Genomic DNA, 16,730 nt, shown 5'->3' on the forward strand with positions numbered 1-16,730 from the left:
CAGTCATTACTTCAAGCCTCTGACTTTAGAAATGGGGTCAATCCAAAATCCAAAATTATTTGACCAATGAAGTCTCCTAAGAAAAAACTCAATGCCTATTAAGCTCTACTTGAATAAACAATTCCTATTTATTGTACGTCTCTACCATCAAGGTGTAATCGATGTACAGTAATTTTTACTTCTCATATTATGAGGAATGACGCAAAACTGTTAAATCCAAATGATCAAAATCTCAATAATATCTACATGAGTATGATCGACAATACCAATTCTCTTTTATCAGTGCCTACCGGCTCATTAGCAATTCCTCAAGATACTTGTAAAACTGCTCTCCTTTTATCTTTAATAATTCCTACTTATCAAGAAAGTGAAAATATCCAAAGTATTATCAAAATCCTAACTCAAATATTCGATGATTCCATCCCCGGAGAATACGAACTGATTGTTGTCGATGATGACAGTCCAGATGATACTTGGAAACTAGCACAATCACTGATGCCAAAATATCCTCAACTACAAGTAATGCGTCGCCAATCGGAACGAGGACTATCTTCGGCGGTGATTAGAGGATGGCAAATGGCAAGAGGTGATATTTTAGGAGTAATTGATGGTGATTTGCAGCATCCGCCCCATATAATTTTGCGAATGCTAGAGGCTATGAAAAAAAATGCTGATTTAGTAGTTGCTAGCCGTCATGTGGATGGTGGTGGGGTAAGTAGCTGGAGCTTTATGAGACGTTTTTTATCCCGTGGTGCCCAGTTATTGGGGTTAATTATTTTACCAGAAATCCTAGGTAGGGTTTCTGATCCCATGAGTGGGTATTTTATGGTGCGTCGTTCCTGTGTGGCAGGTACAACCCTTAATCCAGTGGGGTATAAAATTTTGCTGGAGGTTGTTGGGCGAGGTAATGTGGGAAAAATTGCTGAAGTTGGTTATGTGTTCTGTGAACGCAAACAAGGAGCGAGTAAGGTAACTTGGAAACAATATGTGGATTATATTCATCATTTGCTACGTTTGCGTTTGTCTACGGGAAGATTAGAAAAATTTAGTCAAAGTATGGGTTTTCCGATTGGTAGATTTCTGCGGTTTGGAGTGGTGGGATTGAGTGGAGTATTTGTAGATATGGCGGTACTTTATTTCCTCAGCGACCCAACTACCCTGGCTTTGCCTCTAACTCGCAGTAAAATTATTGCTGGGGAAGTGGCGATTTTCAATAATTTTTTATGGAATGATGCTTGGACATTTGCTGATGTGTCTGCACAGCAACGGGCATGGAAACAGCGTTTTAAACGATTCGTCAAGTTTAATCTGATTTGTTTGGCTGGATTGGTTTTGAATGTTGTGGTGTTGAATGTGGTATTTAATCTGATTTTAGCCAATCGTTATATTGCTAATTTAATTGCGATCGCAGTTGCAACTATTTGGAATTTCTGGGTAAATCTCAAACTCAGTTGGCGAGTTACCCAGGTGAAGTAGGGGCGGGGTTTCCCCGCCCGGAGTGAAGGAGTGAAGGAGTGAAGGAAAACTCAAAGTCCAGAATTTTCTTGGTGTTAGTAGTCTGGTTCATTATTGCTTTGGCATTGCGTTTAATTAATTTAACGGGCAAACCTCCGTGGACAGATGAGTTTTCCACCCTAGTATTTAGCTTGGGTAATAGTTTTTTAAATGTACCCTTAAACAAAGCGATCGCAGTCGATACTCTGTTACAACCGCTACAGCCACGAGCAACTGCTGGTATTGCCGATGTATTCTCCCATTTACTTACGGAAAGCAACCATCCACCAGTTTATTTTGTCCTCTGCCATTGGTGGCTAAAGTTATTTTCGACACAACAGGGATTAGTATCTTTACGGGGGGCGCGATCGCTTGCTGCTGTTTTGGGTGCGTTATCCATACCAGCTATCTATGGTTTCAGTTGGATCGCTTTTCGTTCCCTTGTGGTAAGTCACATCGCTGCTGCAATGATGGCGGTTTCTCCTTTCAGTATTTTTCTCGCCCAAGAAGCTCGTCATTATACTTTAGTGATTTTGTGGGTAGTTGGTTCATTTAGTTGTTTATTGATGGCAATAGACCATATTCAAACCAAAACTAAGTTACCCATGTGGTTAACTCTCTGCTGGGTATCAATCAATGCTTTGGGTATTGCTTCCCATTACTTTTTTGTGCTTACCCTGTTTACCTCAGGTGGAGTATTAATATTTCTGGCTGGGCGACAGTATTGGCAAGGGAAGAAAGAGGCAAGGGGGCAGGGAGCAGGGAGCAGGGGGAGGCAAGGAGACGCTTTTCTCTTTTTGAAATCCCCTTGGAGACAAATTTATATTGTTGCTGTGGGTACTCTTGTAGCTGGTTTAGTTTGGCTACCAGTTTTTTTCCAAAATTCTTATGGGAATCAATTAACAGAATGGATTCAGGGTGATAAATCTGGATTAGCTTGGTTGAATCCAATTTTTCAAGCTTTAGCTGGGTGGATTACTATGATTTCCTTACTACCTGTAGAATCATCACAACTATGGGTAGTAATTGCTTCTGGTTTTGTAATGATTGTTTTCTTTATTTGGGCAATACCATTGTTGTGGCGAGGTGTAAAAGTACGCTTGCAGGAACCACAAACCCATTTAATCACCTTGGTACTCATGGGTTTAATTGCCCTAGCGATCGCTTTATTCTTTATTTTTACCTATTTTCTCGGGATTGACTTGACTAGGGGCGCTCGCTATAATTTCGTTTACTTCCCTGCTGTGATTGTATTATTAGCTGCAAGTTTAGGAATCTACTGGCAAAATTCCTCAGCAGAAATGCAAAGATGGGGAATAGGTGGTAAACAGGTGGTAGCACTAATTTGGTTGATGGGATTATTGAGTGTAATTACAGTAGTTAATAATTTAGGATATCAAAAATATTACCGACCAGATTCCTTAGTACAACTGGTGACAAATACTTCTAATCAACCCGTACTAATTGCCACCAGCCAGAAAACCCATGTTCAAATTGGGGAAATGATGGGGGTTGCAAGGGAATTTAAACTGACAAACTCAAGTTTAAATCCCTTATTTCTCTTAGCTCATCAAAAGCAAAATCCCCACACATCTATTACTTCCCTAGAACATACCTTAAACCTAGCACCACGCCCTGTAGACTTATGGCTAGTTAACTTTCGCGCTCCAGTTCCTCTATCTTTACCACAATGTACCCTTGACACCCAGCCTTTACCAGCCATCGACGGCTACGAGTATAAACTTTATCATTGCCTATAAGGAGTTGATAGTTGATAGTTGTTGGTTAGGAGTATTTAATTCTTTCTCTCTTTCCCTCCTTCTCTCCCTCACTCCTTCTCTCCTTCACTCCCTCACTCCTCCACTCACTGCTGACAAGCCAGCGATCGCTCGTAGGTTTTGACAACGAATTAATTCAGTAAAACTTAAGCCAGAACGCTTTTCAATTTTGGCTACGGCTTCAATGGCTGTTAATAGATGTTGTGCGGCTTCTACCTCTGAATAACCCCGTCGTAATGCCACTCTAATTGCCGCTTTATCCGCATTTAACTCGGATTCTTGGGAATGGTTTGTACGCCATATGCGATTAATAGCGATCGCAGTTAATCCCCCAGCCACAGCTACACCCACTGCATCTGATTGGGAAAACTCCAGTAATACAGCCAAAAGTCCTGCTAAAGTTACCCCTTGATAAATATCAGGCTTAAACCACTTCACCCCTGTTAACCAACTCACCATCCGCAGTAATAACAAGTCTCGTTGTGGTTTACCAAGACGATGCCACAAGTCAAAATTAATATATATTGGTCGTTCTTGATTCCAAGGTAAAGGAAAAGTTACATCTATAACCTTCCCTTGCTCTGGTTTACTGACTATCTTGGTAGTCATGCGCCCAGAAGCTGGCATGATATCAAATAAGCGGCGAATCTCAACTTTTGGCTCCATATTAGCTATTAGCTATTAGCCTTCAACTTTGGTAGATTGTTGGGGATTATACTAATTCTATATTACTCAGTTCCAAAACCATGATTGTGAGCCCATCATGAAACCTTTTTCACTTGTACCCCCACAATGGACACAAAAAGCAATCCATGCTCAAGAATTTTGTTGTCCTCAGTGCAAATCCAGTAGCTTAGAAGCTGCGGAAGTATGGATTAATCGCACCTCACCTGTGATGACAGTAGATTATCGCCGTAAATGGCAAGAATTTTACCAATGTCACTGTGGTTGTGTATGGTGGGGTTGGAGTAGCGATCGCCAAATATATCCCATGGAAAAGACAGGCGATACTATACCATAACCAATAAAAAACCCGTCACATGGGACGGGTTGTTTCAATTAATCTATTAAGTCTAAAAACTTATCGCTTTTAGAACTTGAAGGTGGTACGAATGGTACCTACATAAATGGTGTCATTATCATTGTTGTGCTCGGGGTTGAAGATTACCATCAAACCGGGAGTAACGGCGATATTGTCAGTAAGCTTCATTTTGTAAAGACCTTCTAGGTGGAATGAAGTGTCACTATCTTCACGAGCAGCTATATCACTATCGGTAACTTTAGGTGATTGACCAACAATTAAACCCAACACATTACCTTCTGCACCAAAGTCTTTAATACCTACGTTTGCAGACCAGTAGAAGATATCGGCATCAGCACCTTCATTAGCACCAGATTCAGCTGTAGCGTTGGTTAAACCAGCCCAACCACTGATAACAATCTGATCACTGGGTTGGAAGGAAGCCTGAACACCATAGTTATTGGATGTGGTTGCGACATCGCCAAATGGATCAGCGGCAAATCCACTACCGATACTACCTGTCAGGTTAACATCAGAACCAGTCTGAAAAACACGAGAGTAAACCAGACCAAGACCTATTTGCTTACTGGGCTTAAATGAAAGCTGAGCTAAAGCAGTATTGGAACCGTTGAAAGCACCGTTACCATCAGAAGGATCTGATGCATTGGGAACTACATAAGCAGCATCAAAGCTAAATCTACCTTTGGGGTTAAAGCTAACAGTCAAACCTGAACTGTCACTACCACTATTGGCACGGTATATAGAACTAAAGCGTCCAAAACGGGAAATAGCACCAGAACTACTGCTCTTAAACAGGGGGTTAAAGACGTTGATATTGTTAGAAACTCTGGCACCAATAGCTTCTACTTTGACGCGGACTGCATCAGTTGCGTTAAAGGCATAGTTGAGTTTGTCAAGCTCAACATTATTACCATTATTAGAATCAAAGCCCAGACGGGTCATGTTTGTACCAGTTACACCACCTCTGAATTGAGTGATATTTGCTGCGTTCAAACGAGTTTCTAATTGGTCTGTACCAGTGAAGCTAGTTAATAATCTTAGACGTAACCGGTTGGAGAAGGTGACATTGTCTTGTAAGTCAGGATTATTGTCATCATCATTATCGGTATCTGCCGCCTGGTCACCAAATGCACTAGACAAAGCAAAAATTGCTTCCCCTTTTAATTTGGTGGTGGTGGAAAATTGGTTGGCTTCCAATTCAGCAGTACGTGCTTCTAAGGAATCTACTCGACCACGTAAGGTTGCTAATTCAGCAGAAAATTCTTCTTGTAGACGTTGTAAGGTTGCTAGGTCTTCTTTAGTAACTAGATCTGCGGTAGCTGTAGCGATCAGTTCGTTAACCCGATCCAAACAAGCATTTAAACCAGCAGCAAATTCATAACGGGTTAAGGCGCGATTTCCGCGATATGTACCATTGGGATAACCAGCAATACAACCGTAACGTTCAACTAAAGACTGCAATGCTTGGAATGCCCAGTCTGTAGGCTGTACGTCAGAAAACTGAGATACAGAAGTCACTTGACCCATTTCTTGGGAAGACTCCTGAGTCAGTTGGGATACAGAAGTCACTTCTCCTGCGATCGCGGAGTTAGCAACACTAAAGGTGGCAGCTAGTGCCACGGGGCTCATTTTCAGAGCATTCAAAAATAACTTACTCATTATTGGATTCTCACTCACACCAAATATATTTTTCATGGTAGCATTTACCGTCTATCTTGTATTCAGAAAAATTACCCACGAGTCCCAAATAAATTCTACCAGAATTATTGGTGGTTGACAAAGGACATACCAGAGAGTTTTATGGAAAATTTATAGTCTATTTTTCCACGGTAATCACTACTTTATTTACTATACTTTCACTACTGAAAATCTTAAGATTTTCTATATACAAATATATACCAAGGTTAAGAGAATATTATCCATTGCAATTATTCTATTAATTGGTTGGGTAAGCGCAAAATAATAGCTTTTTTGGAACGTATAATTTTCCCTTCCGTCTCAAACTCTTTCAATATACGGGTTATGGTCACTCTAGTTGTATTTAATACTTCTGCCAGTTCCTGATGAGTTACCCATAAATCTATTAATTTCCCTTTTTCTACTTGAATACCAAACTTTTCACTCAACCACAGTAAAAATTTCCACAAACGGAGAGACACTGGCTGGTGATGAATAATGTTTAATAGTTCTTCTGATTGCTGTATATGGTTTAATAATCCGTTAATATTTTTATGCCACAATTCTAGTGGTAATAAGTAAGTCGGCACAATAAAACCAAACTATGTGAAGAAAAGTAAATAAGCCTAAAATCCTTGTTCCCCCTGCTCCCTGCTCCCTGCCCCCTGCCTTATCCAAACGATAATTTTTTACGCCGATCTACTTACTGTAACTTTTATATCTGTCAAACATTCAATTTGATAAGGCTTTATTTTAGATAGAGGATAACCAATTAAATCACCAACTCCCCAGTAACCTAAAGTAATTGCTACACCATCTTCATTCCTAGTTTGAGTCCGCACTGCCCCATGGTCAATACGCCATAAAATATCATGATGTGTTGGCATTACTTCACGACGAATAAATACCTGTTGCCTTAATTTTGCTGATGGGATGGATGGAGATGGCAGGGTAGTCGGCATCAATTTTTGTTACTGGTTGGTTATTGGTGTTCCCATGAATAAATAAAAAGGCAGGAGGTAAGCCATTGCGGTGAACAGGTTTCCCGGCATAAAGCAAGTGGCGTAACCCGAAAGGCAAGAGGCAGAAGGAAAAAGCTTTTTGGGAAATTTTACTTTTATTTACATACTTTAATTTTTTTACACTATTTTACTTATCTACAAAATTATTATAGTTTATTGACAAATATTATCATATAGTTGCAATAGTCGCATATGTTTATCTGGGAAATTACATCTAATTTTTTGACAGATCGCTGATTTATCTCCATATTCTTTATTAGAAAGTTATAGCGACAATGGCTGGTTTTGGCGAGGTATCAGGGTTTTTGCTGGGCCAGTTAGATCCAATGGGCACTTGACGTTTTTGCAAAAATTCTTCTCCGGTGGTGGTGTTAATCATAATTTCCCGAATTTCCGATTTATTATTTCTGCGTATACCGTTAGCTTCTCCAGGATGCTGGATGGCAACAAACATTGTTTGCTCATCAGGGGTAAAACAAGGCCCGGTGATTTCACATTCCATCGGTCCGGTAGCAAATAAAAAGGCTTGACTGGCACTATCTCCACTTGTAGGAATAAACCAAATGGCATTATTACCAAATACGTGGGAAAAGGGAGTTGATTTTCCTTGGCTTGCAGTCCGATTGGTCAGGGATTTGTTCATTTTGCTGGTGGATATATCCGTAACCATCCATACATGACCTTGGCTATTAATTAACAAGTTGTCTGGATTAGCAAAACCAAGACCACCAACTGCTGGTTCTCCGCCGGTGGCTAACATTTGCCATTTAAAAGTCAAAGCACCAGGGTCGTTATTATCTTCTGTTAACTGCATTATCCAACCATATTCATAGGGTACTTCCCCTCTCGGTCCTTTAAATATAGCTATATCTGGGCCACCATCCTTACTAGGAAAGCCAGATGTAAAGCTGATATATAAATCTCCATTGGGGGCAACTTCTGTATCTTCTGGACGGGCAGTACAAGTTGCACCGGCGGCATTGGCTGCGTAATGGGCATCGATTAAAATTGCACCTTGCTTTTCTTCTGAATTACCGATGTAAAGATCCCCTAATTGTTTATACTTGTTTTTATACTGGGCTATTTCCTTGTCTTGAGTTACTTCTAAGTTCCCACCTTCAACGGGATCTGGGACATCGGGAAATAAGGATAGTTGAGGTGCTGGTGGTCCTTTAGGTAAGCGCATAAGATTACCTATAACTTGGCTGGGAAGGTCAGGATTAACGGCGGTATCAGCTTTTAATGGAATCCAACTGCCTGTACCATCTGGGTTAAACTTGGCAGCATAGAGCATTCCCTTTTGCAGTAGTTGAGAATTAGCTTTATTTTGGGGATTTTTGACGCGATCGCTACTGATAAATTTATAAATATGCCCGCCCCGGCGATCGCATCCAGAATAAAAAGCCAGGGGTTTACCAGACTCTACCCTGATACCTACAGCTTCATGACGATAACGTCCCAACCAAGTGTGTTTAGTACCATAATCCTGGGAATTAGCCGGATCAACTTCTACAATCCAACCATATTTGTTCCCAGCTAATCCAAATACATTACCTTGTCCAAACAAAGCCTTTTTATCCAAAACAAAGGGTAATTTACTCGGATCAAATGACGTACCATCAGCATAAACTGGTTCCACAACTTGAGCCTGAAAATTTTCCTCTGCACTCAGGACTGTACCCCAAGGAGTGGTTCCACCAGCACAATTGCCAAAGGTACCAATAATGCGATCGTTCAATTTATCTATATATCCCTGACCTGTTTTTTTGCGAAATACTGCAACTGCTGGTCCTGTGGCTTGTAAATAACGTCCATCTAATAAACCAGAAATACCTGTAATCCTTCTATCTGCTGGGGAATTGGTACGCTCCCATTTACCACTACTAGTTCGGCGGACGGATATTACCCCCAATCCCTGATCTATAAAAGCGGCTTGACAAATTTGACTAATCGTGTTTTTCAAAGGGTTGTCATTGGGTAATGCAAAAGCATTCACTGCATTTTTTCCCTTGAGTAATGCTTTGACCTCATCAAAGGGTAGTGGGGTTCCTATGACTTTTTCATAGGTTTGCATCCAGGGAATAGCACTGATATATTCAAAATTAACCGAGAGGTATCCTTGGTTTTCATCGCTAGGGACAAAAGATAAATAGTCGTTATTGTAACCAAAGCGAGAATCTCCCACGGGATCGCCCCATGCTGCAATTACCTGATACTTATAACCCTTTGGCAAGACTAAATCATCGACAATTTCATACTCGCTGTATTGCTGTTTCTGGTCTTCTGGCGATAAACCCATTGTGTTCAGAGGGATTGTTCCCTTAATGGGCTCAAAAGCAAATAATGATTTGCCAGAGGATATAATAGACTGATTGGCACTGTTGCTATTGCACCCACCCGAAGAAGAGAGGGTTAATGCTCCTGCACTTCCTGCCATGAATAGTAAAAAATTTCTACGTTTAATATTCATCAGCCTTTTTTCTACATCCTATCCATGATTGAAACAAAACTATATTTTCAGAATGCCTTTGGTTATGGTATTCCTGTAAGTTTAAGAATAGATTAATTTTCAGCCACCATGCTGATTAAATTTCCCCAGCAGTAAAATAATTCCTGGGTTCTTCCTAAGACAATCTCGGATCTAAAGCATCCCGTAACCCATCCCCAATATAATTAATACTCAACACCGTGAGAAAAATTGCCATACCTGGAAAAAGCACCATATAAGGGGCAAACTCCAGAAAATTTTGCCCATCATAAAGCATACGTCCCCAAGTAGGTACATCTGGGGGAAAGCCCAAACCAAAAAAGCTCAAAGTAGATTCTGTAATAATCGCCGTACTCACAGACAAGGTACCAGCCACCAGCACTGGACTAATTACATTGGGGAGAATGTGTACCCAAATCAGCCGCCAAGGAGTCGCACCCAAAGCACGGGCGGCGGTGACAAATTCCATTTCCCGCACAGTCAAGAAACCGGCTCTAACTAACCTCGCCACAGACATCCAATTAAGCCCACCAATTATCAAGACTATCAGTACAAATATACCTAATTCTGCCCCTGCGATCGCTTTAATCGGATCGCGGAATAGAAAGATAATCAATAGCAGTAATGGTAGTCGCGGTAAAGCCAAGCACAAATCAGTGAAGCGCATCAAAGCTGCGTCTAAAAAGCCGCCATAAAACCCAGAAACTGCCCCAATTAGGATCCCTAGGAATATTGCTACCAACATGGAAAACACCCCTACAGCCAGAGATATACGTCCTCCATATAACAATCTGGCTAAAATATCTTGACCCAAATCATTTGTACCAAAGGGATGTTGCCAATTTGGGGGAAGGGTAGACTGGGCGAAGTCTATTTTGTTAATGGGAGTGCTATAGATCAATGGTCCGAGGACAACACTCAAGATAATCACAAGCAATATGACAGCACCCAACATAGCTTGGCGGTTACGGCGAAACTTGCGCCATGCATTGTTCGTGGAACTTGTTGGTAAAGAAATGGAAAAATCAGATTGTGTTGACATTTGATTTGGCGATCGCGTGAATGTAAATTATGTAAAAAATGGTTGACAATTGGTAATTCTCTCCTTCCTTACCTCCATCACTCCTAATACTTAACTCGGGGATCTAAGAAACCATAGAGGATATCTGCAACTAAATTAAAAACAACAATCAAAATTGCATAGATAAAGGTAATTGACATTACCACTGGGGTATCGTTGCGAGAAATCGATTCAATCAGTAGGGCACCTATCCCAGGAACGCGAAAGACTTTTTCTGTGACTAATGCTCCTGTAAATACGTTGGGAATATCTAATGCTACCAGTGTAACTACGGGGATTAAAGCATTTCTTAACACATGACGAGCAATAACCAAAGACTTAGGTAATCCCTTGGCATAAGCAGTACGTACATAGTCTTGATGTAGATTTTCCAGCACTTCCGAACGGACAAAGCGCATTAACATTGCTGTTTGCCAAACTGCTAAAACAGCTACAGGCATAATTGACTGCCTCACTTGCTGCAAAAAACTCTGCCAATCAGTTACCTGTAAGGTACTGTTATAAATAAAAGGTAGCCATTTTAACTGCACACTAAAGAGAATAATCAGTAGTAACCCAGTAAAGAAAGTCGGTAAAGAAAAGCCTAAAAACACCATTGTTGTCAAAACGCGATCAAAATTTGAATTGCGTTTGAGTGCGGAGGCTACCCCTAAAGGTACAGCTAGTACCGAACCAATAATATAGGCAGAGCCAACCACCCATAATGTTGTGGGGAGACGCTGGAGAATCAATGTACTTACAGCACTGCGGCTAGTGAAAGAATAACCCATATCTCCCTGGACAAAGGCTATGATCCATTTGAAATAACGGATATATATGGGTTGATCTAATCCAAATGATTTTCTGATATTTTCCCTAACTTCCGCAGTAATGGAAGGATTTAGGGCAAATTCTCCCATGGGGTCTCCCGGTGCTAAGGCCAAAATGGTAAATATAACTAAGCTAATGGCAAGTAGGGTAGGAATAGAAATTAGTAGACGACTGATAAAATATTTTTTCATTGGCGATCGCAATTTATGCAATGATATATTAGCGCAAGTTTTGTGATTTTCAAGACACGATATCCTCCCATTACCCTGGGATTTACCTGGTACTTTTTCAGATAATTTATAGATTTAGATCACAAAAATACACACAATCAGCTGAGATACCCAAATTCTCCTCAAAATAGAATTTATAGAATTTAGCGCTAAGCTCAAGTAATAAGTAATAAGTAACAAATGAGCCATTGCGGTAGACGAGTTTCCCGGCATAAAGCAACTGGCGCGACCTGAAGGGGTTCCTCAAGACATCGCTGCTCTCTGCATGAACCTATCCCACTAATAGTGTTTTTGCTGAAAAGCCAAAATATTGTTAAAGATAAAAACGAGAATCAAGCTTTTCAGGAACATTTTACTTAAGCAAATAAGCATTTATTAGAATAGTGGGATAGGTTGATGCATGTATGGGGTTTCTCCCCTGCTCCCTGCTCCCTGCTCCCTGCTCCCTGCCTCTGACTGCTCATAGGTTTGATGCTTCAATAATGTCTTAACGTATACGCGTAGTGCTATATCTAAAAAAAGGCATTGCTGTTAGCGCAGCTTGGGGGAACGCCATATACTGGGATGATTGAGGCTGACACAGAGATGATGGTTTATCCTCTCTGACAAAATCATCCCGCAATTATGCAATGCCAGAAAAACAAGGGTAATTTTGACGCTTTATACCCTAATTCAGCAACGCCTAAACTGCAATGCTCGCTGAATTGAACTTAAGCCCAGTCAAACAGGAATCTGCATGGGAACGACGACTGATTCTTCCCCACCGCCAGACTCCACCGAGTGATCATGAAGTGGTTGTCCTACCTGGGAAAAGCCATACCTTTTAAATAAGGTCACATTCTGTGGAAGTATTGCAGCTACTAGAATAGAAGCATTATTCTGGGCTGCAACCTTACGAGCCGAATCAACAATTTTATTGAAGGGAATTTTACCTCGTTTCTCTTTGAGCAAGACAAGACGTGACATTTCACAAATCTTATGTGGAGCAAATTGGCTTAGATCGAATCCAACCTCTTCTATTGGCAATCCCACAGTAGCATTGGGAAGAACAATCCGATAAGTTCCCACAATGGCTTCCAGGTCGATAATTTGCATATAGACTGAGAATGGATCATAGCTATCAGGTATTTGCATCCCAAACAAGTTAAGTTCCTGATGAAAAACAGTCACTAGCAGTTGATGGCATAAACTTAACTGTTCAGAAGCACTAGTTTGCTGAATTGTAGAAGTCACTAGATTATTCCCGTGTTTTATAGACTACAAAATGCTCTCCATCACTCCTACCCTGCAACTCAAAGCCTGCTTCAGTTAAGAGTTCCTGGGAAATATCTGGTTTAAAGCAGGTAATGAGTATCTGCTCCTGAGCAAGAACTTCTCCATCTTTCTTGAAACAGTAACTCTTCAGTAGAGTATGGAAATCTTCAGTGTCTTCTACCTCTTCCATATGTTGAGAATACACAATATCTCCGGGTAGAGATTTGTCATAGTTTTTGTGAGGCTTTTGCAGATGTAGCAATAATAATCCACCGCCTTGTAAGTGACGAGCCAGGTTACTCAATCCCTTACGGTTAGCTTCTAGACCAGGAATATGACCTCCAAATTCCCATCTATCTCCCAAGTCAAGAATTCCCCAAACTCCTCCATTGGATATTGCGGCATCAAATGTCGTATTTAAATCCATTGTGACTGCATCAGCTTCAATCAATTTAACGCCCTCTCCCAAGCGTTGATGGGCAATTTCCAACATGGATGGAGCAAAGTCGATTCCTGTAAATTTACAGTTAGCGTCAATCTCAAGGTATTTTTCTACTAGTAGTCCAGTTCCTACACCTAACTCCAGAATTTGAGATTTATCACCTAAAATCGAGTGGGCTGCCTTTGCCATGATCTCATAATCGTAATAGCCTGAAGTCACCCATAAGTCATAATATTTGGCAATGTTTGCATACTGATGTTGATATTGATTTGTCATTTTTCCAATTGGTATAACAACCCATTCACCTCAGTGATGAGAATTATAATCATATCATTCAACACATTCGCCACTGAGTGCATCCCAGTTTTTATTCTTCAGTAAAATAATAAAACTTCAAGTGTCATTGCTTCGTTCCTTGCAATCAGGAAAGATCATCCGATTTTTGCCAAAGTGGGATGTTTATTCCGCCACTTAGTTATCCCAATTAACCGGGAACTAGTCTAAACTCTAGTACTATGCAACATAAAGAGGAGTAACTAAATCGTGCCCCCTTTCCTAAAAGCTTTGATACAGAGAATCTACAAGATTTTTGCCCTTGTAATCTTCCTCACCTTAACTGGTAGTTTAATATTGTCTACTCCTAGCTGGGCTGCTGCTACTAGTTTGGGAGTAAGTAACGGTCATCTTAGTCCTTGCCCTGCTTCTAACAACTGTGTTGTTAGTCAAGATGGCAATCGCAAACATGCCATTGATCCCATCACTTATCATGTAGACCACGATATTGCACAACAAGCTTTACTCAAAGTTCTCACCGTTGTTCCTCGCACAGCAGTTATAGAGCAGACAGATAATTACATTCATGCTCTTTCTAAGAGCCGGATCTTCAAGTTTATTGATGACATAGAGTTTTATTTTCCTACTGATGAAAATGTAATTCATGTACGTTCAGCATCTCGTGTGGGAGAATCAGATTTAGGAGTCAATCGTAGACGCATAGAGCAAATTCGTTTGGCTTTGCAGGAGTTAAAAATTTAACTAGAACGCCGGGAAATCTACACATATCTTGCACCTTTTCAATAAAGGTAAGGTGGGCATTGCCCACCCTAAAAATTATAAAAATAATCAAATTTGTCACTAATTACTCATTATCCAAAATACTATTTGTCAGATTTAAACTTTTTTTTATTTTTAATCTAATTACTATTCAATTAATGCTTATTGCAATTAATCCTCATTAAGCAGTTTTACTTGACAGTATTTTGCTTAATGAATATGGATTATGCCATTGTCAGGGGTAATGCGTATATTGCGAATCTTTGTTAGGTAGCAGTCAATTTGTTCTGAGGTAGCTTGTATGTCTATATATGGTGATATTGTCTGGGCTAGTGGTAGTCCTTATTTGAGATGTTTACATATGCCTCTGCTCAAGAAGTTATTTAGACATACAAAGGTTTCAGTATGGGAATATGTTCAGTCTCTCGATGAATCTGCTTGTATGGATACGGCTGTAGAACTACTACATAGTTATCTCAAAAATAGAAAATCTCCTGTTAATTTAATCGGTCATGGTATTGGAGGTACTATTGCTTTAATTTTCGCTCGTCAATACCCCCAGTTTGTCAAGTCTTTGACCTTACTTTCAGTTGCCGCCCAACCAGCAAAAACTTGGCACGTCAATTATTATCAACAACGTCAAATATATACTCAAAATCAAGGAGAGGCTCTATCAAATACACTTCATCACATATTTAGAGATAGGTTTCCTTGTCATGGAAACAATTTAATGGATAAATTTTATCAAGATTTAGAAAATATACCCTTGATGCATTCATTGTTGCAAATAGAGCAATTGCCGACAGGGGGAGCTCCTATGCCATTAATGATATGTGGCGGGCAAATTGATATGATTTTAGGCTCTCTCGAACTCCATAACTGGGAAAAATGGTTAAAGTCAGAAGATATACTCTGGAAATGTCCTCAAGGAGGTCACTTTTTCCATTATTTTTATCCGGAAATAGTTAGTCAACAAATATCAAATTTTTTACGTTCGCAACCATTAAATGTAATACAAAAAGATATTGTTAGTACTTAAATACAAAAAAATACCTATGGGATACAGTATGATGCCATAACAATAATTAGCAAATGAAAGTTTTGCAAACCCTTGTCATTCCTGTTACAACATCGCTAAAAATCTCAGTCTAATTTGTAATAATATCCTGACTTAATAGGTCAGATGAAGGCAAGAATTGAGATTATTTATCTTCGCTTCACTCCGTAGATGTTGGACAGTTAGGTGTTTGGGAATAGGGAACAGATTTAATTATCTTCCTGACCTTGCTCTATCAGATTCAAGGAGAATCTCTGCCAGTAAAAATCCTCATTTATGCGTTGCAAAAAAGTCGATCACTCAAATTAAGAGGAACTTTAACTATGGCAAAAATGGCTATTTTTTATGGTAGTACTTCCGGTATAACTGAAGGAATTGCTGTGAGACTACATGAGCATTTTGGTGAAGAACTATGCGATATTTACAGCATGGAGGACGATTTTACTAGCGTTGATGAGATGCTGGAATATGATTATTTACTCTTTGGCTGTTCTACCTGGGGTTCTGGTGAGGTACAAAATGATTGGCGCGATCCTCTGTTTGATATGGCAATAGAAAAACCGGATTTTACTGGTAAAACTATTGCATTGTTTGGTGCAGGAGACTGTGTAACTCATGGGGAACAATTTGTTAGTGCCTTAGGAACGTTATATGACCAATTTCAAAAATTAGGTGCAACTTTAGTAGGTGATTTTCCTACCGAAGGTTATACTTACGAATATTCTTTTGCTGTGCGTGACAGTAAATTTGTCGGACTACCCATAGATGAAGTGAATGAGAGCGATAAAACTGATGAGCGCATTGCTAGCTGGCTTGAGGTATTGAAATCTCATTTTCCTAGCCCATCGTTGGAAACCGCTTAAAATTTAAAATCTGGTTGTGGGTGAGTGTAAGGTGGGCAGTGCCCACCCTACGAATTACTTGCGCCTAGCGCTATAAGCATAAAAGCCATATTGTCACTTAACTATACAGAAATTTTTCATTAATAATATACGTTTAAACCTTTCTCATTAAATGCAAGTAACAGTAAAAATATTTAATGATTTAGTATAATTTATGCCCTTAATAAAAACCGTGATTGTACAAGCATGGTAAAGAAAGAGCAAGCAATGGATGATTTGAGAAAAGGTATTGTAACCCTACCCTCCCCCAGAAAAAATAGAGCTTTATCGAACATTAACTCTTGCAAAAAGGTTTACAGCTTGTTCAAACAACTATCTACAAATGGTTAGGCTCTGAAGCATAACCCTTGCCATTTCTACAACAGGGATATGTTTTTTATAACAATTAGAGCCAGATAAG

General features: G+C 39.9%; 13 protein-coding genes and 2 pseudogenes. 6 read left to right on the forward strand and 9 right to left on the reverse strand.

Annotation, left to right across the window (positions count from 1 at the left end):
* Positions 1–252 precede the first annotated feature (252 nt).
* Both CALSC_RS13550 and CALSC_RS13555 read left to right on the forward strand, forming a co-directional pair.
* Positions 253–1,476: a glycosyltransferase gene (locus tag CALSC_RS13550; protein WP_088241875.1), complete on the forward strand. Its 1,224-nt coding sequence runs from the start codon at positions 253–255 to the stop codon at positions 1,474–1,476.
* 38 nt (positions 1,477–1,514) lie between these two features.
* Positions 1,515–3,254, forward strand: coding sequence for a glycosyltransferase family 39 protein (locus CALSC_RS13555; RefSeq protein WP_088241861.1), 1,740 nt, complete (start codon positions 1,515–1,517; stop codon positions 3,252–3,254).
* Positions 3,255–3,338: 84 nt separating this feature from the next.
* Here CALSC_RS13555 and CALSC_RS13560 read toward each other — a convergent pair whose 3' ends face one another.
* Positions 3,339–3,938, reverse strand: coding sequence for a DUF3318 domain-containing protein (locus CALSC_RS13560; RefSeq protein ID WP_088241862.1), 600 nt, complete (start codon positions 3,936–3,938; stop codon positions 3,339–3,341).
* A 97-nt stretch (positions 3,939–4,035) separates the two neighbouring features.
* On the opposite strand from CALSC_RS13560, the gene CALSC_RS13565 reads away from it, so the two are divergent.
* Entirely contained in the window at positions 4,036–4,293 is a 258-nt protein-coding gene (locus CALSC_RS13565) for a hypothetical protein (protein ID WP_088241863.1), read from the forward strand.
* Between the two features lie 69 nt (positions 4,294–4,362).
* Here CALSC_RS13565 and CALSC_RS13570 read toward each other — a convergent pair whose 3' ends face one another.
* From CALSC_RS13570 to CALSC_RS13605, 8 genes and pseudogenes are all read right to left on the reverse strand, one after another.
* Positions 4,363–5,973 carry an iron uptake porin gene (locus CALSC_RS13570; RefSeq protein ID WP_088241864.1) on the reverse strand — a complete coding sequence of 537 codons (1,611 nt, stop codon included), beginning with the start codon at positions 5,971–5,973 and terminating at the stop codon, positions 4,363–4,365.
* 269 nt (positions 5,974–6,242) lie between these two features.
* A pseudogene (locus CALSC_RS13575) lies at positions 6,243–6,563 on the reverse strand (Crp/Fnr family transcriptional regulator); the annotation flags it as partial.
* 129 nt (positions 6,564–6,692) lie between these two features.
* Positions 6,693–6,953 (reverse strand): annotated as a pseudogene (locus tag CALSC_RS13580) (Crp/Fnr family transcriptional regulator); the annotation flags it as partial.
* A 316-nt stretch (positions 6,954–7,269) separates the two neighbouring features.
* Positions 7,270–9,483 (reverse strand): PhoX family protein, encoded by a 2,214-nt coding sequence (locus tag CALSC_RS13585; protein ID WP_088241867.1) that lies wholly within the window; start codon positions 9,481–9,483, stop codon positions 7,270–7,272.
* A 154-nt stretch (positions 9,484–9,637) separates the two neighbouring features.
* Positions 9,638–10,543: an ABC transporter permease gene (locus tag CALSC_RS13590; RefSeq protein WP_088241868.1), complete on the reverse strand. Its 906-nt coding sequence runs from the start codon at positions 10,541–10,543 to the stop codon at positions 9,638–9,640.
* Between the two features lie 83 nt (positions 10,544–10,626).
* The gene (locus CALSC_RS13595) at positions 10,627–11,583 is read right to left on the reverse strand and encodes an ABC transporter permease (RefSeq protein ID WP_088241869.1); all 957 of its coding nucleotides are present in this window, start codon (positions 11,581–11,583) and stop codon (positions 10,627–10,629) included.
* A 759-nt stretch (positions 11,584–12,342) separates the two neighbouring features.
* Positions 12,343–12,855, reverse strand: a complete 513-nt coding sequence (locus CALSC_RS13600; protein ID WP_088241870.1) for a GNAT family N-acetyltransferase — start codon at positions 12,853–12,855, stop codon at positions 12,343–12,345.
* Between the two features lie 4 nt (positions 12,856–12,859).
* A complete protein-coding gene (locus CALSC_RS13605; protein ID WP_088241871.1) occupies positions 12,860–13,594 on the reverse strand; it encodes a class I SAM-dependent methyltransferase in 735 nt (244 codons plus the stop codon).
* Positions 13,595–13,861: 267 nt separating this feature from the next.
* Here CALSC_RS13605 and CALSC_RS13610 point away from each other — a divergent pair, with 267 nt between their 5' ends.
* The 3 genes from CALSC_RS13610 (at position 13,862) to CALSC_RS13620 (ending at position 16,291) form a co-directional block, all read left to right on the forward strand.
* On the forward strand, positions 13,862–14,353 hold the full coding sequence (locus tag CALSC_RS13610) for a DUF1499 domain-containing protein (protein ID WP_088241872.1): 492 nt from the start codon (positions 13,862–13,864) through the stop codon (positions 14,351–14,353).
* Between the two features lie 319 nt (positions 14,354–14,672).
* Positions 14,673–15,410 carry an alpha/beta fold hydrolase gene (locus CALSC_RS13615; RefSeq protein ID WP_088241873.1) on the forward strand — a complete coding sequence of 246 codons (738 nt, stop codon included), beginning with the start codon at positions 14,673–14,675 and terminating at the stop codon, positions 15,408–15,410.
* 341 nt (positions 15,411–15,751) lie between these two features.
* Positions 15,752–16,291, forward strand: coding sequence for a flavodoxin (locus CALSC_RS13620; RefSeq protein ID WP_088241874.1), 540 nt, complete (start codon positions 15,752–15,754; stop codon positions 16,289–16,291).
* Positions 16,292–16,730: the final 439 nt, after the last annotated feature.

The organism is Calothrix rhizosoleniae SC01, from assembly GCF_900185595.1.
Lineage (GTDB): Bacteria > Cyanobacteriota > Cyanobacteriia > Cyanobacteriales > Nostocaceae > Calothrix_A > Calothrix_A rhizosoleniae.